Here is a 22,120-nt window from a genome sequence, read left to right as displayed (position 1 = left end):
AATGACGCAGGAATTCCATAAAGAGGCCATCCGCAACGCCGTTTTTTCGCTTATCGGAAATACCGCAGATGAATTGAAGATTGACACTTACGTGATAGGCGGATTTGTTAGGGACTTTTTTTTAAATAGAAAGACTCCGAAGGATATAGATATCGTGGCCGTAGGCAGCGGAATTGAACTGGCCCAAAAAGTAGCGGTCCAATTACAGAGTAAGCCCAAGGTATCCGTGTTCAAGAATTTTGGCACTGCAATGATCAAACACCAAGAGTTAGAACTGGAATTTGTGGGAGCCAGAAAAGAAAGCTACAATCGCGATAGCAGAAAACCATTAGTAGAAGATGGTTCCCTGGAAGATGATCAGAATCGCCGGGATTTTACAATCAATGCCATGGCTTTTGCATTAAACCAAAGAAATTTTGGACAACTCCTTGACCCTTTCAATGGCAAAAAAGATTTAGAAGATAAGATTTTAAGGACCCCTCTTGATCCCGCTATTACGTATTCCGATGACCCATTGCGCATGATGCGTGCCATTAGGTTTGCCACCCAGCTAAATTTTAATATCGAAACACAATCCCTAAAGGCCATATCCGAGTATAAGGAACGTATTAAAATTGTTTCAAAAGAGCGAATTGTTGATGAGCTCCATAAAATTATACTAAGCAAAAAGCCTTCGATAGGTTTTAAATTAATGCACCAAACCGGACTCTTACCCATTATTCTACCAGAACTCAAAGCACTACAGGGCATTGAAGAAATTGAAGGACAACGCCATAAAGATAATTTTTGGCACACATTGGAAGTGGTCGATAATATTGCAGAAAACACAGATGACCTATGGTTACGCTGGGCTGCCTTATTGCACGATATTGGCAAAGCTCCTACAAAACGTTTCCATAAAAAAATTGGTTGGACATTTCATGCGCATGAGTTTGTAGGCTCAAAAATGGTCTATAAGCTTTTTAAGAGACTGAAAATGCCGCTTAATGATAAGATGAAGTTTGTACAAAAAATGGTATTAATGAGTTCTAGGCCAATAGTACTTTCAGAAGAATATGTAACCGACTCGGCCGTTCGTAGATTGGTATTTGACGCTGGAGACTACGTAGATGACCTTATGACACTTTGTGAGGCCGACATCACCACAAAAAATCCAAAGAAACAAAAGAAATACAGGAACAACTTTAAGCTAGTTCGCCAGAAAATTGTTGAAGTCGAAGAAAGAGATCATATCCGGAATTTTCAACCCCCCGTTACCGGAGAAGAAATCATGAAAGTCTTTGGCTTAAAGCCTTCCAAAGAAATAGGCATCATCAAAGATGCCATAAAAGAAGCCATTCTAGAAGGCGAAATTCCCAATGAACATGAAGCAGCCTATCAGTTTATGCTTGAAAAAGGAAAAAAAATGGGACTTGTTAGCACAAGTAGTAAAGCCTCAAAGTAACAGAGCTATTTATATGTCTACATTCAGAGATTTAAAAATTTGGCAAAAAGCAATGAAGTTAGTGACCAAGATATACGCTAAAACCGGTTACTTTCCAAAAGAAGAAGTCTACGGATTAACTTCACAAATCAAACGAAGTGCAATTTCAGTACCTAGCAATATTGCCGAAGGATATGGAAGAAAAGGAAAAAAGGATTATCTAAAATTTCTTAATATTTCAATTAGTTCATTGTTCGAACTTCAAACTCAATTAGAAATAGCAAACAATTTGAAATTTCTTACTGACAAAGATTTTAAAGAAGTCTATGAAGATTCAAGAGAAATTGAAAGAATGTTATCAAGTTTTATCAGAAAAATAGCCGAATAAACTTTGAAACTTTTTTAGCTGTGTTGCTCAGTAACTATAAAAATGAAAATGACTTTTAGAAAAATTGCAAAAATCACCTTGATCTTAGTCTATTTGGTCATCATCTCGGGAGCGGTCGTTCGTATGACCGGAAGTGGTATGGGATGCCCCGACTGGCCTAAATGTTTTGGATACTATATACCCCCTACAGATGAAGCAGTGTTAAAATGGCAACCCGATAGGGAATTCAAAAAAGGACAGGTAATCATCCTTGACGAAACTTTACAAATAGCACAATCTGATTTTACGACCAAAAACACATACGATGGTGCCAATTGGAGACCCTATACCAAGCACGATTATGCCATATTCAATGTTTGGCATACCTGGATTGAATACATAAATAGATTGCTTGGGGCACTAGCAGGTTTGGCAACCTTGATTCTCGCCGTTTATTCCTTTAGGTTTTGGAATACGGACAAAAGCATCACACTTCTTTCATGGTTGACCGTATTTGGAATGGGATTCCAGGCATGGCTTGGAGCTACCGTTGTATACTCGCTTTTGGCACCCGTTAGAATTACGCTTCATATGGTCATGGCGTTGGTTATTGTTGCGTTTCTTCTCTATATCATTCACATAACTAAACCCGATAAAAAACCCGAAAATACTTTTCTACCACTTAATTACCTTCTGGTAGCGACCTTACTACTGACACTAATTCAAATAGTCTTGGGTACTCAGGTGAGGCAATTTGTGGACGAGCAAATTGGAGTCGTAGGGGAAAATGCAAAAAATCTATGGCTATTGGATCCTACTTTCCAATTTTATGTTCATCGTTCATTGTCAATTTTAGTGCTGTTGACAAATGGTTATTTGTGGTTCATCATAAAGAAAAAGAAACTGAACCTTCCTAAGATAAATTGGGTCGTTGCCCTAATCGGGTTCGAAATTTTAACTGGCATGGCCATGTATTATATTGATTTCCCCTTCGGAAGTCAACCAGCACATTTGGTCTTGGCATCGTTACTTTTTGGTGTTCAATTCTATTTGATTTTGGAAACAATAATTATAAAGAGAAGCCCTAAAACTTCGTAACTTTGCCCTCACTCTAAAATCTTTTGGATGATTTATAAAATCAGGATAATTCTTGATGCCGAGGAAGATATCTTTAGGGATATTGAGATTGAGGATTCCAGTACACTTGAAGAATTCCATAATGCGATTACGCAGGCCTTTGGCTTTGGTGGCAGTGAAATGGCCTCTTTTTATACCTGTGACGAAGAATGGAACCAAGACGAGGAAATTGCTCTCTTTGATTTGAGCGAGACCGGTTCGGACGTTCGATTGATGAATGAGACCAATGTGGACGATGTACTTACTGAACAAAGTCCAAAAATGATTTATGTGTACGATTTTTTCAGCATGTGGACCTTTTTTGTTGAACTGGCAGACATTACGGAGAAAGAAGATAACAGATCATATCCAAATATATTGTTCAGTTTTGGTGAGTTACCGGACTCCCCCCCGAAAAAAAGTTTGAATCAAAACCTTCGGTCGATTTTGATGATTCCTTTGACAATTATGATGATCTGGATTTTGATGAAAACTGGAACTAAGCCATTTTCAATTTATATTTAACCAAAACTTTAAGTAAAACGCAACGATGCTAAACCTATACCCTGCCCAAATTGAAAGTGTTTCATTACATAGCGTTGGCAATAAAAACAAAAGTGAACCTATCTTTTTATCGGCAGAACCCTTTTTACTGAACGACGAAATGTCCGGGTTGCTCAAAGAATACTTTTTTAAACCCTTTAGGGAAAAAGAAGAAAATTACTTTAGATTTTCCAACGAAGTAGACTTGGAGTTTAATGAAGTCTTTAAATCGGTTGCCGAACTTTTTGAAAATCCATCAAAAGCACATTCCATTTCCAAAAAGATAACCACACATCTTTACGAACAATCCAATCATCCGCATATTAAAAGCGGAGAAGTTTATATCGTTCATTTTTCGGACATGGTAATCGACAATGAAAAAACCGAAGCAGTAGGTATTTTTAAGAGTGAATTAAAACACGACTTCTTGCAGTTCAAGGAGAATGAGCAAAATCTAGAAATTCTGATTCGTCAAGGCATCAATATCAATAAATTGGATAAGGGATGTATTGTTTTCAATCTAAATAAAGAAGACGGCTATAAAGTATTGTCCGTGGACAGTAATCGTTATGATGCAAAATATTGGCTAGAGAATTTTCTTGGACTGATACCATTGACGGACGAAAACTTCTACACTAAAAACTATTTAAAATTCTGTCAGAATTTTGCCAAAGATGTGGTGCTGCCCGCCGAGGACAAACAGCAAGAGGTGATGTTCATGAACAGGGCCGTAAACCATTTTGCCAAAAATGACGAATTTGAAGAGAGCAGCTTTTTGAACGAAGTGTTGGAAAACCCCGAGCTCATTCCAGAGTTCAAACACTATAAAGTTGAAAAAGGACCGAAATATAGTATCGAAGATGTTTCAAATTTTGATATTGCCAACAAAGCGGTATCCGATGCGCGTAAGAAAATAAAGAATGTCATCAACCTAGACACCAACATCCAAATAAAAATGGATTTTATAAATCCTGAATCGGCAGAAAAGTTTGTTGAAAAGGGGTGGGATGAAGAAAAACAGATGTATTATTATCTGGTATACTTCAATAAAGAGCAGAAAAGTTAAGAAATAACGGTGTCATCCTAAGCCTGTCAAAGAATTGGATTGCTGGATACTTAGACAATTGGATTGTTCGGTTTTTCGTATCCCCTTTCAAATGAGAATAGATTCTGAAATAAGTTCAGAATGACGCTAATAGCTAAAACTTCTTCTCTATGATCTGTCGCATGCTCACGTCTTCGTAATTGCGGCGAACAAAATCCAATGCCGTAGAAACTATCTGCCCCATGGTCTCACATTTTTTGAAGCTTACATCCATCGTATAATTATGGAGCTCTTCTTTTAGACGACCAACATTTTCTGGAAGGGATATATCATCAATTTTAATACAATTTATCAACCTTCTTATTCTGTTCCCGGAACTTATGATTCGCTTTGCAACTATGGAACGCTCTTCTATTTTATATTGATCCACGGAATATTCCTGTAATCTGGAAGTTACCAACTCGACCATTTTTAAGTTTTCCTTAAAAAACTGGGGCAGATACACTTTAAACTTGCCTTCAAAACATTGCTGATCAAAATCTATGGCACGTATGCGGTACACTACATGATCAAAATCATGGACAGGTATTATCACATAATTGTAGGAGCGCATATCACCAAGCAAGCGTATCATACAGCGCTCGTTGAATTTCACGAACTCCTTTGCCAACTGTGCCTGCTCCCTTTCACTGCAAGTGGGCAAAATATCCTTGATGAAAACATCACCTGGTATTCCTGGGATATGTTCTTCTATCAACGTGTCTTTATACACCAAAAAATTCAAGTTATACGGGGAGAGCATGTGTTCCAACTCAAGCCCATATACCCGTGAAGCATCTGTTTTCTTTACGTAGAAATGCGTGTAGTTATCATTGAGAATGTTACGCACTTTTATTCGAAAGGGTTTGGAATTTCCAAAGGTGCAATAGTCCACGGCATCAACGTTCAAATACTCCAAAATACGTTCACTACCGTCTGAATGCAATATAGAGTACACCTTCTTCAGGCTCAAATCAATTTCGTCCCTATCAAATTCTGAGTAGTATACCCTGATCCACAACGTGTCATCCCCATTATCGTCATAAACTGCAACGGAACCTGCAAAACGCAATAAGTCATCGTAAAAAATAGGAATCTCAATTTTTCTATTGTATTTCGCCAGATAGCTATCCAATTTTTTATGTACTGGATATGCAGGCTTTTTCTTGGACATTAATTTTTCCTCGGACATTCTTTCCCTATTTTGTAACAAAATTGATAATACTTCGTCAAGTTACTATAAACAAATCAAAAAACGATTCCCACTTGGAGACAATACTCACCGTTAACAACCTGACCAAAAAATTTGGTTACTTAACTGCCGTAAAAGATTTATCGTTTACCATAGAAAAAGGAAATGTCTATGGTATTCTTGGGCCTAACGGCAGCGGAAAATCCACCACTTTGGGGATTATTTTAAACGTGGTCAACAGAACATCTGGAGAATTTAGTTGGTTCGATGGCAACACATCCACACACGAAGCCTTAAAAAAAGTTGGGGCTATTATTGAACGACCCAACTTTTACCCATACATGACAGCCATTCAAAATCTAAAGTTGGTCTGCAAAATAAAAGAAGTTCCAGATACGAAGATTCAGGAAAAACTGGAACTGGTGGGATTATGGGATAGGAAAGACAGTAAATTTAGAACGTATTCTTTAGGAATGAAACAACGCTTGGCCATTGCCTCTGCCCTATTGAATGACCCCGAAATTCTCATCTTGGACGAACCCACCAACGGATTGGACCCTCAAGGTATTCATCAAATTCGTGAAATCATCAAAAAAATAGCCGGACGAGGCACAACCATTTTACTTGCTTCCCATTTGTTGGACGAGGTGGAAAAAGTCTGCTCCCATGTGGTCATTCTCAGAAAAGGCGAAAAGCTATATTCCGGTCCGGTGGACAGTATGCTTGCCAGCCATGGTTTCTTTGAGTTACGGACGACCAATATGGAAAAACTCCAATCCTTATTGGAAAACCATGCAAGCTTTGGAAAAATAACTCGAGAGAACGGCATTTTGACCGCTTTCTTAAAAGAAGAAATGAATGCAGAGGAACTTAACAAAATGTTGTTCAAAGATGGTATGGTATTATCACATCTTGTGAAACGAAAAGAAAGTCTTGAAGAGCAATTTTTAACCTTGACCAAAAATAACTAATAACGGATGGTACGATTACTTCACATAGAATTTATAAAACTTTGGAACAATAGGGCAAGTAAAATATTGATAACATCGTATTTTTTCTTGTTGACTTCCATCGCCCTTGTCGCTGCCATCAAGTTTGACATTGGTCCTATAAAGTTTCATTTAGCAGAAATCGGAATTTTTAATTTTCCCTATATCTGGCATTTCAACACTTTCGTAACCGCATTCTTTAAACTGTTCTTGGCAATCGTCATTGTATCGATGATGGCAAACGAGTACAGCAACAAAACAATTAAACAGAACTTAATCGATGGCCTGTCCAAAAAGGAGTTTATTCTTTCAAAATTCCTGACCGTGATTTCCTTTGCTTTGGTGTCCACTGTTTTTGTATTTGTGGTTTCACTTATTTTAGGATCTATTTATTCGGATTACGATGAACTGTCCATCATATTTTCCGATTTGGAATTCTTATTGGCGTTTTTCGTTAAGCTTGTCGGTTTCTTCTCGTTCTGTCTGTTTTTGGGCATTCTTGTAAAACGTTCGGCTTTTTCCTTGGGGTTTCTGGTTATTTGGCAAATTATGGAAGGGATTATTACTGGGTTGATACGATGGAAATTATTTGACAAAGAGACCACGGAAATTGTTATGGGCTTCTTTCCCTTACAATCCATGTATAACCTTATCAAGGAACCTATTACTAGATTGGAAGCTGTACAAACCGTGGCTAATCAGGTGGGAGAAAGCATTAGTTTGGACTATCAAGTACAGCTGTACGAAATTCTTATTGTTCTCGGTTGGACCGCAATTTTCGTCTATTTATCCTATGCCTTGTTAAAAAAGCGTGATTTGTAGTATCTTGTAGTGTTTGATTTTTGTCAAATGCTAAAAAAATTGCTTTACATAGGATTATTTTTAATCCCTATTTTTGCTTTTTCCCAGCGTTGTCCATCCCTCCTTAATCCTTTAGAAGGAGTAACTGGCGTCCCGATAGAAGCAGTAATATCCTGGGAAGAAATACCTGGTGTTGCGGGTTATTCCATAGCAATAGGTACAACCGCAGGTGCACAAGATATTCAATCAGAGCGAAATGTAGGTAGTGCAAATTTTTTCACTCCACCGGTCGGACTTCCTAGTAACACACAGATTCATGTAACAATTACATTGTTGTTTTTCGATGGGACTGCAAGTATCGTATGTCCCAGCAAATCCTTTACGACAGAAAACGTTAGTATCGTACCAGATTGTACAACATTAAGGAATCCTATTGATGGCGAAATTGATGTGAACTTCAGGTCGAATATAAGATGGAACTATGCTCCAAAAGCTACAGATTATAGATTGAGTATAGGAACAAGTATGGGAGGTTCTGAAATTTTTGGACCACAAAATATTGGTAATGTGCTAACTTTTGACCCTCCCAACGATTTTCCACTCGATACCGAAATCTTTGTGACCATAATACCTTTTAATACCGTTGGAGATGCTACGAATTGCACCGTCCAATCATTTACAACACAAGATATACAAATAAACTTGGGATGCACGAGGCTTATTTCTCCTCAAAATGGAGATTCAGATGTACCATTGACGGTGATATTACAATGGGAACCTGTATCTGGAGCACGTAGCTATTTGGTCAGCCTTGGAACTACTCCCGACGGAAGGGAGATATTGCGTGAAAGAGAAGTATTTGACACAATGTTACCTGTTTTAGAATTTGAAGCAAATCGTTCTATTTTCATTACTATTATCCCTAAAAATGAATTAGGGGAAGCGCTAAATTGTCAACAAGAAGTGTTTTCAACTGCTTTGGGCTGTGGACCTTTTTTGGATAGGACAACAGGAGAAATTGTCACCCTATTTCCAGAATTGGATGTTGAAGAGAACATTGTAATTTGCGAAAATTCCCCTCCGATCACTTTATCTACAAACACTATCGCCGAAACCTACAGGTGGGCAAGCATTACATCTGGAGGAACAGAAATCGAATTGCTATCAGAAACCTCGGAGGTAGAAATATCCGAAGGTGGCCTTTATCGATTGGATGTTACTAATTTTGCTGACCCCAACGGGAACAATATTCCTTGTACTTCATCCCAAGAGTTTATGGTTGATGTTATATCTGGACCCAATATTAATTCCATCGATGTAGAACGAGATGGCGATAATCTGAGATTGACCGTAAATGTTTCTGGAAACAGCCAGTATGATTTTGCACTAAACGATATAAATGGGCCCTATCAAGACAGTAATATTTTCACCAACGTACCCATCGGAAACAATACAGTCTATGTTAGGGATAAAAATGAAGATAGCTGTATACTTTCGGAAGATGTTGAACAAGATTTAATCTCCGAAGGTTTTCCAAAATTTTTCACCCCAAACGGAGATGGCATCAATGATTTTTGGCAATTCGCGCTTCCACCAAATGTTGAAGATTTTGAAATAACATCCATTTCGATATTCGATAGATATGGAAATCTTATTTCACAGATCACTTCGGAATCCGTTGGTTGGGGCGGTCTTTTGAATGGACGTCCGTTACCATCTTCCGACTACTGGTACAGGGCAATTGGGATTGATAAAAGAGAATTTAAGGGGCATTTTACATTAAGGCGTTAGATTTTTTTTGCGATAGCTTTTTGCTTTGTAATTTTAAGGAATGAAGTTTAAAGTAGTATCTGATTTTAGCCCAACAGGTGACCAGCCGCAAGCCATACAACAATTGGTAGACGGCATCAAAGAAAAAGAACCCCACCAAACACTGCTTGGGGTCACAGGTTCCGGTAAAACATTCACCGTAGCCAATGTAGTGGAACAAGTACAGCGCCCTACTCTTGTATTGGCCCATAACAAAACACTCGCCGCCCAACTGTATTCTGAATTCAAACAGTTTTTTCCCAATAATGCTATTGAATACTTTGTATCCTATTACGATTATTACCAACCTGAAGCATACATTCCAACCAGTGGACTGTACATTGAAAAAGATTTGTCCATTAATGAAGACATCGAAAAACTAAGGCTAAGTTCAACTTCATCTTTATTATCAGGTCGTAGAGATGTTTTGGTCGTGGCATCGGTATCGTGTTTGTATGGAATTGGAAATCCAATAGAATTTCAAAAAAATGTAATTTCAATTCACAGAGACCAAGTCATATCGAGAACCAAGTTCTTAAGACAATTGGTACAGAGTCTCTATTCAAGAACTACCGCAGATTTTAGAAATGGAAATTTCAGGGTCAAGGGAGATGTTGTGGATGTATTCCCCGGGTATGCCGACCATGCGTTCCGTATTCATTTTTTTGGAGATGAAATAGAGGAAATAGAGGCATTGGACCCGTTTAACAATAATGTTATAGAGGTCTATGATTCCCTGAATATTTACCCTGCTAATATGTTCGTTACCTCGCCGGATATACTCCAAAATGCCATTCATCAGATTCAGGATGACTTGGTAAAACAGGTAGATTACTTTAAAGAAGTTGGAAGGCCCCTTGAAGCAAAACGTTTGGAAGAACGCACCAACTTTGATTTGGAAATGATACGTGAACTGGGTTACTGCTCAGGAATCGAAAACTATTCCAGGTATTTGGATGGCAGGGAGCCTGGTACACGGCCGTTCTGCTTATTGGATTACTTTCCGGGCGATTATCTAATGATTATTGATGAAAGTCACGTAACCATACCACAAGTACATGCCATGTACGGTGGTGACCGCTCAAGAAAAGAGAATCTTGTGGAATACGGATTTCGGTTACCGGCAGCAATGGACAACAGACCACTCAAGTTTGAAGAATTTGAAGCATTACAGAATCAGGTAATCTATGTAAGTGCTACTCCAGCAGATTACGAATTACAGCTAAGCCAAGGGGTTTATGTGGAACAGGTAATCAGGCCAACGGGTTTATTGGATCCCATCATTGAAGTACGGCCAAGCTTAAACCAAATTGATAATTTGGTAGAGGAAATACAGCAGCGCGTAGAGAAAGATGAACGAACCTTGGTAACGACCCTTACCAAACGCATGGCTGAAGAATTGGCAAAATACTTGACACGAATCGATGTGCGTTGTCGTTATATTCATAGTGATGTAGATACGCTCGAACGTGTAGAGATTATGCAAGATTTACGAAAAGGGATTTTTGATGTTTTGATAGGCGTTAACTTACTACGAGAAGGTCTGGATTTGCCAGAAGTTTCGCTTGTAGCCATCCTGGATGCGGACAAGGAAGGTTTTTTACGGAGCAATCGCTCCTTGACCCAGACTGTGGGTCGCGCAGCGCGCAACTTAAATGGAAAAGCTATCATGTATGCGGACATCGTAACAGAGAGCATGCAAAAAACCATAGATGAGACGAATTATCGTAGGGAAAAACAAATGACCTATAACAAAGAAAACAATCTTGTTCCAAAGGCCTTGAACAAGAGCCTCGACAGTGCCTTGGCCAAAAATTCGGTTTCCACGTATCATTTTCAAAAAGAAGAGTTACGTGCTGCAGAACCAGAATTGGAATACCTTACACCTGACCAGAAGGAGAAGATGGTACGTGAAAAGCGTAAGGCTATGGAAAAAGCGGCCAAAGAACTTAACTTTATGGAAGCCGCAAAGCTTAGGGACGAAATAAAGGTTTTACAAGAAGGCGAATAAAAGAAAGCGCGCTCCCTACACCAAAATTGTGCGGAAACGCGCTTCCAAACTAACTAACCAACTAAACCAATCATCATGAAACACCTAAATGGTGCATTCTTCTTTTTCTTTAATTACCCGATAGAAATCAATCGTTTGGGTCTTGGCAGTGCCTCTTCTTTTTTAGGAAGTGTCAACTTTAAAATTCCATCTTCGTAGCTAGCATCAATTTTATTGCCATCTACTGTTTCCGGTAAAGTGAAGGCTCTCTTAAAGGAAGAAAAAGAAAATTCCTTCCTAGTGTAATTGTCTTTTACTTCTTCATTTTCGGACTTCACTTCACTTGAAATTGTCAAAACATCATTATCGACCTCTACCTTAAAATCTTCTTTTTTGAAACCGGGAAAGGCCAATTCTAATTCAAATGCTTCCGTGTTATCCTTAATATTTACTGAAGGAACAAAGGTTTTTTGATTCTCAATTCCTCCAAACCAATCCGGTCCAAAAACATCGTTCATTAGTGATGGGAAAAACACGTTATTTCTTTTTACTATACTCATGGTGATACATTTTTATATTAAACATTAAAATCACATTGCTATAGTCAAATCCCATACCATTGCAATAAATATGTCATTTTGACATTTTATTAACAAATTATAGTGCCAAAATGGCATTAATTGTAATGCGCCTTGAAAATGTTGATAAGTACGTCTACTGGAATAATGTTATCGGGATACTTATGCATCACCTCTAAAACCTGTCCAATAGCCGATGGTGGAAGCCCCATTGCGAGCCCTATGTTATGAAGTGTGCTGATTTCCTTGTCGTGCTGTTCTTTATCCACATTCATAAGCAGCAACAACCTATGGAACTGCACGATTCGCTCAGCTTGTGTTTTAAGAACAACTTTTGGCGATTTTTTTTTGAGAAGTTTATTGAACGTTTCTTTATCTACTCCTAAATTAGAGGCAACGCCAAGTAAAAATTGGTATTCCGATTGTTTAAGGGAATAATCCACCCTAGCAAAGGCAATCATCTCAGAAAGTATACTCAATTTCTCTTTATACGTTCCCATTATTGTGGAGTTGGCAAGTAATCTTAAGTACATAACTCCAAAACACATGATTTTAGTGTATAAAAAAATCCCGGAGATTTCCGGGATTTTCAACTAACTCAAATATTACCTAGCTATTTAAGCCGTAATCTTTACAGGAATCGTATATATTTTTCCCTCAATTACGTTTCCAACCGTTACTTTTTTATAGTTCAAACGTCCCTTGACAAATCCCTCTAACATATCGTTTTCAGTATAAACGGACAACACTACAATTTCACCTTCCTTGTTAATGGTGAAACGTACTTTGGCGGCCATCAATTCATTTTCAGCTAACTGAAAAGAATTGTTTTTCAATAGCATCTGAATTTGTATTGAAAGATTCTCTGAAGGGTCGATTGTATTGTCTCTGTTTGCAAGAATACTTCCAGAGATACATAAACAAAAGATAACTAAAGCAATGTGGGTTCTTTTCATGATATTTTTTTGATTTCTATTCAATGATTTCATATAAATCTGTTTTACAGCTATTTATTCAAAATTTGAAGAACGTTTCTTTGCAAAGACATGGCAAAATTAAGTTCTATTTTCAGAAAAACTTTACACAAAAATTTGATTTAACCCATGCTTAAATTCAATAACACTTACCTAATATTGGAGCTTTTTTAAGCTAAGAACCGTGTGCTAAGAATCTTTCATGGAAAGCTTCAAAAAGTAGAAAAACCCTCTATGCATCTTAGAAGAATACTGAAGATTTACGAAACCTTAACGCAAACTTTTAGCGATACAAAAAAAGGGCAACGTTAATTAAACGTTGCCCTAAGTATCATTAAGGATTGTTAGGTATCCTAACTAACCCAACACTTCTTTGACTTTATCAGCCGCTTCTTGAAATTGTACTGCCGAATGTACGGCCAATCCAGAATTATCGATAATTTCTTTGGCCAATTCTGCATTGGTACCCTGTAATCTAACTATGATAGGCACTTTTATGGCATCTCCCATATTTTTATAGGCATCCACTACCCCTTGCGCAACTCTATCACAACGAACGATACCACCAAAAATATTGATAAGTATAGCTTTTACATTGGGGTCTTTCAAAATGATTCGGAAAGCTTCCTCTACCCTCTTGGCATCCGCAGTACCACCTACATCCAAAAAGTTGGCCGGTTCACCACCTGCCATCTTGATTAAATCCATGGTCGCCATGGCAAGTCCGGCACCGTTCACCATACAGCCAACGTTACCATCCAAATCCACGTAATTCAATCCTACTTCACGTGCCTCGACTTCAATTGGGTTTTCTTCTCGCAAATCCCTCATTTCTGCGTAAGCCTTTCTTCGGTACAAAGAATTATCATCGATAGAAACCTTGGCATCCACGGCCATTATCTTATCGTCGGATGTCTTTAAGACCGGATTTATCTCGAACATACTGGAATCACTTTCCACATATGCCTTGTAAAGTGATGAAACAAACTTTGTCATTTCTTTGAAAGCAGTTCCTGAAAGTCCAAGATTAAAGGCAATCTTTCTTGCCTGAAATGGAAGTAATCCCGTAGCCGGGTCAATTTCCTCCGTAAATATCAAATGTGGCGTCTTTTCGGCCACTTCTTCAATATCCATACCTCCTTCGGTGGAGTACATTACCATGTTCCTGCCAGTTCCCCTGTTCAATAGAACGGACATATAAAATTCACTGGTCTCACTATCACCCGGGTAGTAAACGTCTTCAGCAATAAGGACTTGGTGCACTTTCTTTCCTTCCGCAGAGGTTTGCGGTGTAATAAGGTTCATACCTATGATGTTTCCCGCAATCTCTTCTACTTCTTTCAAGTTTTTTGCCAACTTAACACCACCGCCTTTACCACGGCCCCCTGCATGAACTTGGGCTTTTATGACATGCCATCCCGTTCCTGTTTCCTGTGTAAGCTGCTTGGCAGCATCTACTGCTTGTTTAGCGTTACGTGCTACTATTCCGCGTTGGATTCTGACTCCAAAACTGGCTAAAATTTCTTTCCCTTGGTATTCGTGAAGATTCATCTATACATTAACTTTTGTTCGACAACAAAAATAGAAAACGACATTGACAAATTGAAGCTAAAAAAGAATAATTGATAGGGAATTTTAGGATATAAAAGTTTTGACCTTCTTAGCGATTATAAGCAGGGTGGCCCGTGGTCGATTAAATCTTAAAATCCGTAAAATCCAAGGGGTCAAAGTTTTTAAAATGCCCATTCATTTCTATAATTCCTTTAGTGCGTTTTACCTCATTCAACACCGAAGTTGTATTCTCTAAATGGGTCTTGATAAAATAAAGCCTATCAGTTTCATTCGAAATCTGCAATAGCTCATATTCCTGTTCAAAAGAAAGTCCCATTTTGTGCGCTAACGAATAACTATTAAACTGTTTTGGGGAGGTTCTGGTAAACGGCACATCCATTAAGTCGTACAATTCCTCCACATGGTCCAATACTTCTTTTCTAAGCTTGTCGCTGGCATCATTTTTCATATCCAAAAATTGTACATCCCCTCCGGCATAGGGCTTGCCTTCCATTTGATTTTCAAACGAAAGTACCTTAAACACTTGCCTGGCAATGCAAACTACATCCATTTCACCATTCTCATAGGTCGTAACCACTTCTACCAATTGTACCTCTGTACCATACGAAATGGTATTATTGATAAAAACGGGAATTCCAAAAGTTACCGCTTCTTGCCTACAATCAAGAATCAATTGCTTGTACCTTTCTTCAAAAATGTGTAGAGGAACGGTTTCACCTGGAAAAAAAACTGATTGTAGTGGGAATAGGGGTAATTTCATCCTAGTAATTTGCCTTAAATTTACAATGACAAGTTTAAAGCGGCAAGCACCACCATACAATAATTGTTATTTTTAAAACAAATTGTTATAAATTTACATTTTCTTAAAATATTCTTGCGCAACTAGTTCGCAACCTTTAGATTTGTCACAAATAATGTTAGCTTATGAACTCCCACGATTTACTTAATATTACAGCGGAATTTGGAGCCCCCATCTATGTTTATGATGCCGAAAAAATAGATTCTCAATTTCAACGTTTGACAAATGCTTTTAAGGGTGTTGGAAGTCTTAGGCTCAATTATGCCGCAAAAGCACTTTCCAATATTTCCATTCTCCGTTTAATGAATCATTTGGGGAGTGGTCTGGACACCGTTTCCATACAAGAGGTAAAACTAGGCTTAATGGCTGGGTTTCAACCTGAATCGATCATTTACACGCCAAACGGCGTTTCCCTGGAAGAAATTGAGGAAGCTGCTGCACTTGGAGTTCAAATCAACATAGATAACTTATCTGTACTGGAACAATTTGGGAGCAAACATCCAAACATACCGGTATGCATCCGTATAAATCCACATGTGATGGCCGGGGGCAACTCCAATATTTCTGTGGGGCATATCGATTCTAAATTCGGAATCAGCATTCATCAGATTCCACATCTATTGCGTATTGTGGACCTAACCCAAATGAACATTAACGGTATCCACATGCATACTGGTAGCGATATTCTGGATATCGATGTTTTTCTCTACGCTTCTGAGATTTTGTTCGAAACGGCCAAAAACTTCAAGGATTTGGATTTTATCGATTTTGGCAGTGGGTTTAAGGTACCGTACAAAACTGGAGATATAGAGACCAATGTTGAGGAATTGGGAAAAAAACTCACCCGCCGCTTCAACAAGTTCTGTAAGGAGTATGGCAAGGAATTGACCCTGGCTTTTGAACCCGGGAAATTCCTGGTAAGCGAAGCAGGATACTTTTTGGCAAAGGTGAATGTGGTCAAACAAACCACTTCAACTGTTTTTGCAAGTATTGATTCTGGATTTAATCATCTTATTCGACCAATGCTCTACGGGTCTGCGCATGAGATTACCAATATATCGAACACCAACGGAAGGGAACGCTACTACTCCGTGGTAGGCTATATTTGCGAAACGGATACTTTTGGCAGCAATCGCAGGATCAACGAAATCTCTGAAGGCGACATTTTGTGTTTTAAGAATGCCGGTGCCTACTGTTTTACCATGGCGAGCAATTACAATTCCAGATTTAGGCCTGCGGAGGTACTTTGGCATAACGGAAAAGCGCATTTGATCAGAAAACAGGAAACATTTGATGATATCCTGAGAAACCAGGTGGACGTAAAGGAGCTGTTCACTTCTCCTGAAAAGGCAATAGCTGAATAAATACGAATATTCGCTTACATACTTTAAAAAAATCCATCTAGGCTATGGAGCTAGCTAATCATCAAAAGGGCTTGCAACGTTCAATAACGAAGGTTGGGAAACTTGGGTATAAACCATAGTTGTCTTAATGGAACTGTGGCCCAAAAGCTTTTGGATAACCCGTATATCGGTACCTTTTTCCAAGAGATGGGTTGCATAACTGTGCCGTAGGGTGTGCGCCGTAATATGTTTGTTGATCTTTGCCCTTTTAGTTGCTTCCCTCAATAGCTTATTAAAACTGGAAGAGGAATATTTTCCGCCTTTTTGCCCTTCAAACAAATAATTGCTTGGTGCATATTCTTTATAATACTCGCGAAGCATATGCAGGACCCTTTCAGATAGCGGAACTATCCGATCCTTACCTCCCTTACCAAGCTTGATATGCAAGACCATCCTGGAGGAGTCTATGTCGTTAATTTTTAGGGCAATAAGCTCACCAACCCTTAAACCCGAACTATAGGCCAGTGCAATCATACTTTTATGCTTGATGTTGTTTGCCTTTTCTATAATCTTTATAACATCTTTTTTGGCGATTATTACCGGAAGCTTACTAGGTTTTCTGCCAGAAATCAATAACTCCAAATTAATTTGCCGCCCAAACAGTTCCCTGTAGTAAAGCTTTAAGGCCATAGCAATCTGTTTTTGATAGGAATGGGATACTTTTTTTGTATGCACCATGTGATAAAAATACCTGTGTAATTCTGTTTCATTTACCTTGTTCAAAGGTGTTTTAAAGAAATGCTCAGCCATTTTTATTACAGATGCATAGCTATCAATGGTATTATTACTATACCTTTTAACTTCCATTATTTTCACAAAATCGAGAACTGGTGCCATACTACGAATATATAGATTTATAGTAAAAAAGTATTACATTTAACCATAAATGGAAGGTTATGCGGTATGTTCCGTATATCTACATAGTTGTACAGCATTTGACGAATGATAACAAATAAAGAAATACAAGCTGATTACAAGATTCGAATTAATCGAGTTTTTGAATTCATTGACCAAAACTTGGAATCTGATTTATCGTTGAATAAAGTGTCTGAAATTGCTTTTTTCTCACCATTTCATTTTCATCGAGTATTTAAATTCATAACAGGCGAAACTCTGAACGGATATGTAACACGAAGAAGAATTGAAAGGTCCGCATCCGACTTATTGCATAAAAATATTACAGCAACGGAAATAGCCCACAAATATGGCTTTAGCGATAATTCGTCTTATTCAAGAACTTTCAAAAAGTATTTTGGAGTAAGCCCAACAGAATTTAAAAAGCAAAACCCAAACAGACATAGTAAGATTCGTCAACTTGAAAGCAAGAACGGACAAGAATATCCTGACTATGAAAAATATATTTGCGTCATTAATAATCTAAAAAATTGGATAAAAATGAATGCAAACATTGAAATTAAAGAAATGCCGAAAATGGACTTGGCTTATGTTTCGAGTATTGGACCTCAAAATCTTGAGACGGCTTACGGAAAACTAATACAGTGGGCAACACCGAAAGGCTTGATGAACAACCAAACTAAAATGATTACGATTTATCACGACAGTTTTAAAGTAACAGAAGCAGGTAAAGTAAGAATGAGTGCTTCACTCTTATTGAATGAATCAATCGAAACAGAAGGAGAAATTGGACTGACAACAATCGAAACTGGAAAATTTATAGTTGGTGGTTTTGAAATTGGGCTAAACGAATTTGAAAAATCGTGGACTGGACTATTCGTCTGGATGAACGAAAATGGATACAAAAAAGCTGACAGAGAACCTTTTGAGATTTACCACAATAATTTCAATGAGCATCCTGAAAGGAAAGCAATTGTTGATTTTTGTATTCCGATAGAATAAAAACGCTGTACAACAATGTATAAACGTAATGCGGGAAAATAGTGCAAAATTGAATGAATAGAATGTTAACAAACATATTACTAAATTGAAAGTAAAGTGCTTTTAAACCCGCACTACGCTTATACGAGACCGTTGTGAGCAATTAGAAGAAAAATATGCTAAAATTAACAGACATCAAAGAAATCTATAAAAGTAGAGATAAGGAAATTAATGGCTATTTTATAGAATTCAACGATGGAAAAAGAATTCATATTACAAAAAGGAGAACGATTATAGCTCTTTTAGTTTTAATAAAAAACGGAGAAGGTTCTGAATCTGATATAGCCCAAGGAAATACAACAATTAATGAAATAAGAGGAATTCTTGGAGAAAAGCTACCTACAAGTTATGTACAAGATTATTATGGAGATGCGAATAAACCATATAGTGAATTATGGAATGAAGAAGGATTTACTTTTATTGATAATTTGAAAGGTGGAAGAATAGGTTCCAGTCAAAAATATACTCTCAGAAAAGAAGACCATCATAAGTTATTTACAGTAGCAAAGAAAGCTTATAGAAAAGCACCAAATGCTGAACAAAAAGCAGAAATTAGAAAAAGGCAAAATGGCAAATGCAACTTTTGTGGTTCTAATATTGTGACTAAAGACAAGTTACTAAAAACCACATATGCCAAAGACAGAAGAAGAGAAGTTTTTGACCATAGGATTCCCGTAGAAAAAGGAGGAGATAGTGAATTAGAAAACTACCAAGGATTATGCTTTTATTGTAATAAGTCTAAATGGCAGATTTGTAATATATGTGCAATCCCAAATTGCGATACAAATTGTGCTCTCTGCTACCCTGAAAAAAGTAAAATTATTAGTCCAACAAAAGAGAATATTGAAGACTTATTAGCCAATCGCTCTGACTTCAAGGACTGAATTAAACTCTACTTGCTTTAAAATATCATTACCAATTGATTCTATGACAGGCGGACAAACGGCATTAGCCAATTGTTTTATTGCATTAGTTCGAGAAACGGGAAACTTAAAATCATCTGGAAAGCCCATTAATCTTCTCATTTCAATTAAATTCAAATGTCTTCTTTCCCCTGTATAAACAGGTATCATTGCACCACCACCACTTACACTAACTGCAAATGTTGGTAATGGCTTGTCAATTGACAGCGCCCTAATTCCACTTGAACGAATTTGTAATACACAATCAAATAAATCTGCTTGATTATCTGCCCTTTCAAGTCTTTTTCTTGTCTTTGGGACTTCAAAATCAATTTCTTCTTCTTTAATTTTTCCTGTATAAAGGTCAATATATGTTTGCCATTTATCAGAAATTGGAATTGAAAAATCACCCTTCTCAATAATAGTTTTGAAACCAATTTTTGCAGATGTTTTTCGAGTAAATAAAAATGGAGTACTTCCTAAATCTTTTCTTTTCCCAATAATATAAACTCTCTTCCTAGCTTGTGCTACACCAAAGTCAGAACTGTCTAAAATACCAAACGAAACATTATATCCTATCTCATCTAAAATTGACAGAATATCTCGCATTACTCTTCCTTTTTCTATCTTAACTAGATTAACTACGTTTTCTAGAAAAACAACTTTAGGTTGGCTAATTTGAATGAGTTCCGCTAGTTTAAAGAAAATTTCACCTCTAGAGTCATTAAAGCCCTTTCTATTCCCTGCAATCGAAAAAGGTTGACAAGGAAATCCTGCACAAAAGACATCAACATAAGGGAATGTTTGTGCGTCTATTTTAGTTACATCCTTAAAGTCAAAACTGTGACCATAATTTGCAAAATATGTCTTTTCACAGTCATCATTGAATTCAGCAGAGTAAACACATTCGCCACCAATAGACTCTAAACCAAGCCTAAAACCGCCAATACCAGCACACAAATCTGAAAAAGTGAAAAGATTATTCATTTTATTGTTTAACAACACAAATATATATTGTTTTTTGATATAATCAAATATTTAAAGAATTTTTTATTAACATATTGTTTATTAATACATTTGTATATTAAAAAACGCAATTAAATTATAGTGAATAAAATTAAAGAGATTTTAGAATCACAAGGTAGAACACAAACTTGGTTAGCTAAACAGATTGATAAAAGTTATGTTGTGGTAACAAACTATTGTAACAACAATAAACAACCAAGTATTCCTCTACTCTACAAAATTGCGGAAATTCTTGATGTTGATATCCGTGAATTATTGGAAAAAAGTAAAAAATAACTGCTCACAACAATGTGTCCTATGAAAAGCACCAAGGGAGTGTCCCAAAGATAGCGAATATGTTCTTTTTGTCTTAAACCACCTTTTTTCTTTTATAAATAACTTGCTCGGCATCCTATATGTGATACGCCTATCTTCAGGTGTTCACCGGCATCTGTGTGATCGTAAGTCATTAAGTCCGGCCACTTGCTATAAATATGTGATCCACGCCCTTGGCGTGGCCACCCACATTGTTTTGTAGTCCGGGTTTTGTTCGTATTTGAGCTTTGTTATCATGATTTTTACTGAACGACCCCTATCTGATACGGGGTCTCCGTTTTGATTACCGCCAAGGCCCTTGAAAGCAGCTTCCGCGCCACTTTTATGATGATCTTCTTGGTGTCCTTGCCCAAGTGTTTACGGTAATAGGCCTGCATGACCGGATCCGCACGGATGGCCTGCCAAGCAGCCTCTACAAAATAGGAGCGGATCAATCGATGGGCCCGCATGCTCATTCCCATGGCCTTGTGGGTGTCCCCGCTCTGGTATACCCCTGGGGCCAGCCCCACATAGCCGGCCAAATGTTTCACATTGTTAAACCGTCTAAGGTCGCCCAATTCACAGAGAATACCACAGGCCACGATACCACCGATGCCCGGAACGCTCCGAAGCAGATAATAATCCTTCTTGTACCGTTTTCTGCAATAGGCCCGCAAAGCATTGGAAACATCCCGAAGCTCCCGGTCCAAAAACCGAAAGGAACGCATCCGGCTCTCCAGGGTCGCCTTGGCTGTCGGGTATTCGAACACCAGAGCGTCCAACCACTGACGAAAGGCATGGCTCCAATGGTCGTTGTCAAACTCCTCGGGAACCTTGATGCCAAAATACAATAGTTGCATCTTCAGATATGACTTTATACGTCTATAGTCCTTCACCAGGTCGTTACGCCTTCTGAAGAGGCTGCGGAGCTGCTCCCGCTCCTTACAAGGTACGGTGATACTTTCCAATCGGCCATCTTTTAACTCTCGGCTTATCAACTGGGCATCTATACGGTCCGTCTTGGTATGGCGCTCTTTTCCCTTGCGGTGGATATCCGCCGGATTCACTACCAGAGACCTCCAACCATAGGACCTAAAACATCGGTGGGGAAAGTAGCCACAGCAACCAGCCTCATAGGCGACGCTTACCCGGTGGCCCGGGAAATGTCTCCCCACATAGTTCCGTAATTGTTCGGGTTCCGGGGCCATACTGAAGGACTTGCCCGAGAACAGATCTGTGGAGCAATGTACCTTCCAGCTACGTTTGTGAATGTCGATGCCAATGTATAACTTCGGAACAGCAGTAATTTGAGTTTTCATATCTTAAGTTTTTTGTCAACCTTTAAGATACTCGACTTACTGC

The 22,120-nt window shown here is 38.1% G+C and carries 21 protein-coding genes and 1 pseudogene; 13 read left to right on the top strand and 9 right to left on the bottom strand.

Going from position 1 to position 22,120, the window contains the following annotated elements:
- The first annotated feature begins 1 nt into the window (after position 1).
- The 5 genes and pseudogenes from LV716_RS13120 to LV716_RS13100 all read left to right on the top strand — a co-directional run bounded on the left by LV716_RS13120 (position 2) and on the right by LV716_RS13100 (position 4,515).
- Positions 2-1,444 (top strand): CCA tRNA nucleotidyltransferase, encoded by a 1,443-nt coding sequence (locus LV716_RS13120; protein WP_163418245.1) that lies wholly within the window; start codon positions 2-4, stop codon positions 1,442-1,444.
- Positions 1,413-1,811 carry a four helix bundle protein gene (locus LV716_RS13115; RefSeq protein WP_317167644.1) on the top strand — a complete coding sequence of 133 codons (399 nt, stop codon included), beginning with the start codon at positions 1,413-1,415 and terminating at the stop codon, positions 1,809-1,811. Before LV716_RS13120 ends, LV716_RS13115 begins: the two co-directional genes overlap by 32 nt.
- A gap of 42 nt (positions 1,812-1,853) precedes the next feature.
- Entirely contained in the window at positions 1,854-2,888 is a 1,035-nt protein-coding gene (locus LV716_RS13110; RefSeq protein ID WP_163418244.1) for a heme A synthase, read from the top strand.
- Between the two features lie 27 nt (positions 2,889-2,915).
- A pseudogene (locus tag LV716_RS13105) lies at positions 2,916-3,409 on the top strand (hypothetical protein).
- Positions 3,410-3,456: 47 nt separating this feature from the next.
- On the top strand, positions 3,457-4,515 hold the full coding sequence (locus tag LV716_RS13100) for a nucleoid-associated protein (protein ID WP_163418242.1): 1,059 nt from the start codon (positions 3,457-3,459) through the stop codon (positions 4,513-4,515).
- Positions 4,516-4,648: 133 nt separating this feature from the next.
- On the opposite strand, the gene LV716_RS13095 is transcribed toward LV716_RS13100, so the two are convergent.
- Entirely contained in the window at positions 4,649-5,725 is a 1,077-nt protein-coding gene (locus tag LV716_RS13095) for a hypothetical protein (RefSeq protein WP_163418241.1), read from the bottom strand.
- 74 nt (positions 5,726-5,799) lie between these two features.
- Between LV716_RS13095 and LV716_RS13090 the strand changes: the two genes are divergently transcribed.
- The 4 genes from LV716_RS13090 to uvrB are packed head-to-tail and all read left to right on the top strand — an operon-like array spanning position 5,800 to position 11,335.
- Positions 5,800-6,696 (top strand): ABC transporter ATP-binding protein, encoded by an 897-nt coding sequence (locus tag LV716_RS13090; protein ID WP_163418240.1) that lies wholly within the window; start codon positions 5,800-5,802, stop codon positions 6,694-6,696.
- A 6-nt stretch (positions 6,697-6,702) separates the two neighbouring features.
- Complete coding sequence (locus tag LV716_RS13085) at positions 6,703-7,536, top strand: ABC transporter permease (protein WP_163418239.1); 834 nt, start codon at positions 6,703-6,705, stop codon at positions 7,534-7,536.
- 27 nt (positions 7,537-7,563) lie between these two features.
- Positions 7,564-9,306, top strand: a complete 1,743-nt coding sequence (locus LV716_RS13080) for a T9SS type B sorting domain-containing protein (RefSeq protein ID WP_163418238.1) — start codon at positions 7,564-7,566, stop codon at positions 9,304-9,306.
- A 40-nt stretch (positions 9,307-9,346) separates the two neighbouring features.
- Complete coding sequence (gene uvrB / locus LV716_RS13075; RefSeq protein WP_163418237.1) at positions 9,347-11,335, top strand: excinuclease ABC subunit UvrB; 1,989 nt, start codon at positions 9,347-9,349, stop codon at positions 11,333-11,335.
- A gap of 113 nt (positions 11,336-11,448) precedes the next feature.
- Here uvrB and LV716_RS13070 read toward each other — a convergent pair whose 3' ends face one another.
- From LV716_RS13070 to LV716_RS13050, 5 genes are all read right to left on the bottom strand, one after another.
- Positions 11,449-11,874, bottom strand: coding sequence for an Hsp20/alpha crystallin family protein (locus LV716_RS13070; RefSeq protein ID WP_163418236.1), 426 nt, complete (start codon positions 11,872-11,874; stop codon positions 11,449-11,451).
- 116 nt (positions 11,875-11,990) lie between these two features.
- Entirely contained in the window at positions 11,991-12,392 is a 402-nt protein-coding gene (locus tag LV716_RS13065; protein WP_163418235.1) for a TerB family tellurite resistance protein, read from the bottom strand.
- Positions 12,393-12,509: 117 nt separating this feature from the next.
- Complete coding sequence (locus LV716_RS13060; protein WP_163418234.1) at positions 12,510-12,848, bottom strand: hypothetical protein; 339 nt, start codon at positions 12,846-12,848, stop codon at positions 12,510-12,512.
- 375 nt (positions 12,849-13,223) lie between these two features.
- Positions 13,224-14,417 (bottom strand): ADP-forming succinate--CoA ligase subunit beta, encoded by a 1,194-nt coding sequence (gene sucC / locus LV716_RS13055; RefSeq protein WP_163418233.1) that lies wholly within the window; start codon positions 14,415-14,417, stop codon positions 13,224-13,226.
- 142 nt (positions 14,418-14,559) lie between these two features.
- A complete protein-coding gene (locus tag LV716_RS13050) occupies positions 14,560-15,198 on the bottom strand; it encodes an LON peptidase substrate-binding domain-containing protein (protein ID WP_163418232.1) in 639 nt (212 codons plus the stop codon).
- A 164-nt stretch (positions 15,199-15,362) separates the two neighbouring features.
- Between LV716_RS13050 and lysA the strand changes: the two genes are divergently transcribed.
- A complete protein-coding gene (lysA, locus tag LV716_RS13045) occupies positions 15,363-16,601 on the top strand; it encodes a diaminopimelate decarboxylase (protein ID WP_163418231.1) in 1,239 nt (412 codons plus the stop codon).
- 54 nt (positions 16,602-16,655) lie between these two features.
- Here lysA and xerA read toward each other — a convergent pair whose 3' ends face one another.
- Positions 16,656-17,477 (bottom strand): site-specific tyrosine recombinase/integron integrase, encoded by an 822-nt coding sequence (gene xerA, locus LV716_RS13040; RefSeq protein WP_163418230.1) that lies wholly within the window; start codon positions 17,475-17,477, stop codon positions 16,656-16,658.
- A gap of 180 nt (positions 17,478-17,657) precedes the next feature.
- Here xerA and LV716_RS13035 point away from each other — a divergent pair, with 180 nt between their 5' ends.
- Together LV716_RS13035 and LV716_RS13030 are read left to right on the top strand one after the other, a co-directional pair.
- Positions 17,658-18,497: a GyrI-like domain-containing protein gene (locus LV716_RS13035; RefSeq protein ID WP_233759136.1), complete on the top strand. Its 840-nt coding sequence runs from the start codon at positions 17,658-17,660 to the stop codon at positions 18,495-18,497.
- Positions 18,498-18,652: 155 nt separating this feature from the next.
- A complete protein-coding gene (locus LV716_RS13030) occupies positions 18,653-19,420 on the top strand; it encodes an HNH endonuclease (protein WP_163418229.1) in 768 nt (255 codons plus the stop codon).
- On the opposite strand, the gene LV716_RS13025 is transcribed toward LV716_RS13030, so the two are convergent.
- Positions 19,391-20,425, bottom strand: a complete 1,035-nt coding sequence (locus LV716_RS13025; RefSeq protein WP_163418228.1) for a DNA cytosine methyltransferase — start codon at positions 20,423-20,425, stop codon at positions 19,391-19,393. The two genes, LV716_RS13030 and LV716_RS13025, sit on opposite strands and share 30 nt — an antisense overlap.
- A gap of 120 nt (positions 20,426-20,545) precedes the next feature.
- On the opposite strand from LV716_RS13025, the gene LV716_RS13020 reads away from it, so the two are divergent.
- Positions 20,546-20,740 (top strand): helix-turn-helix transcriptional regulator, encoded by a 195-nt coding sequence (locus LV716_RS13020; protein ID WP_163418227.1) that lies wholly within the window; start codon positions 20,546-20,548, stop codon positions 20,738-20,740.
- A gap of 281 nt (positions 20,741-21,021) precedes the next feature.
- On the opposite strand, the gene LV716_RS13015 is transcribed toward LV716_RS13020, so the two are convergent.
- Positions 21,022-22,077: an IS110 family transposase gene (locus LV716_RS13015; protein ID WP_163418226.1), complete on the bottom strand. Its 1,056-nt coding sequence runs from the start codon at positions 22,075-22,077 to the stop codon at positions 21,022-21,024.
- Between the last annotated feature and the right edge of the window lie 43 nt (positions 22,078-22,120).

This window comes from Flagellimonas sp. HMM57 (assembly GCF_021390175.1).
In the GTDB taxonomy this organism is placed as follows: domain Bacteria; phylum Bacteroidota; class Bacteroidia; order Flavobacteriales; family Flavobacteriaceae; genus Flagellimonas.
This window is presented reverse-complemented; position numbering and strand designations above follow the sequence as displayed.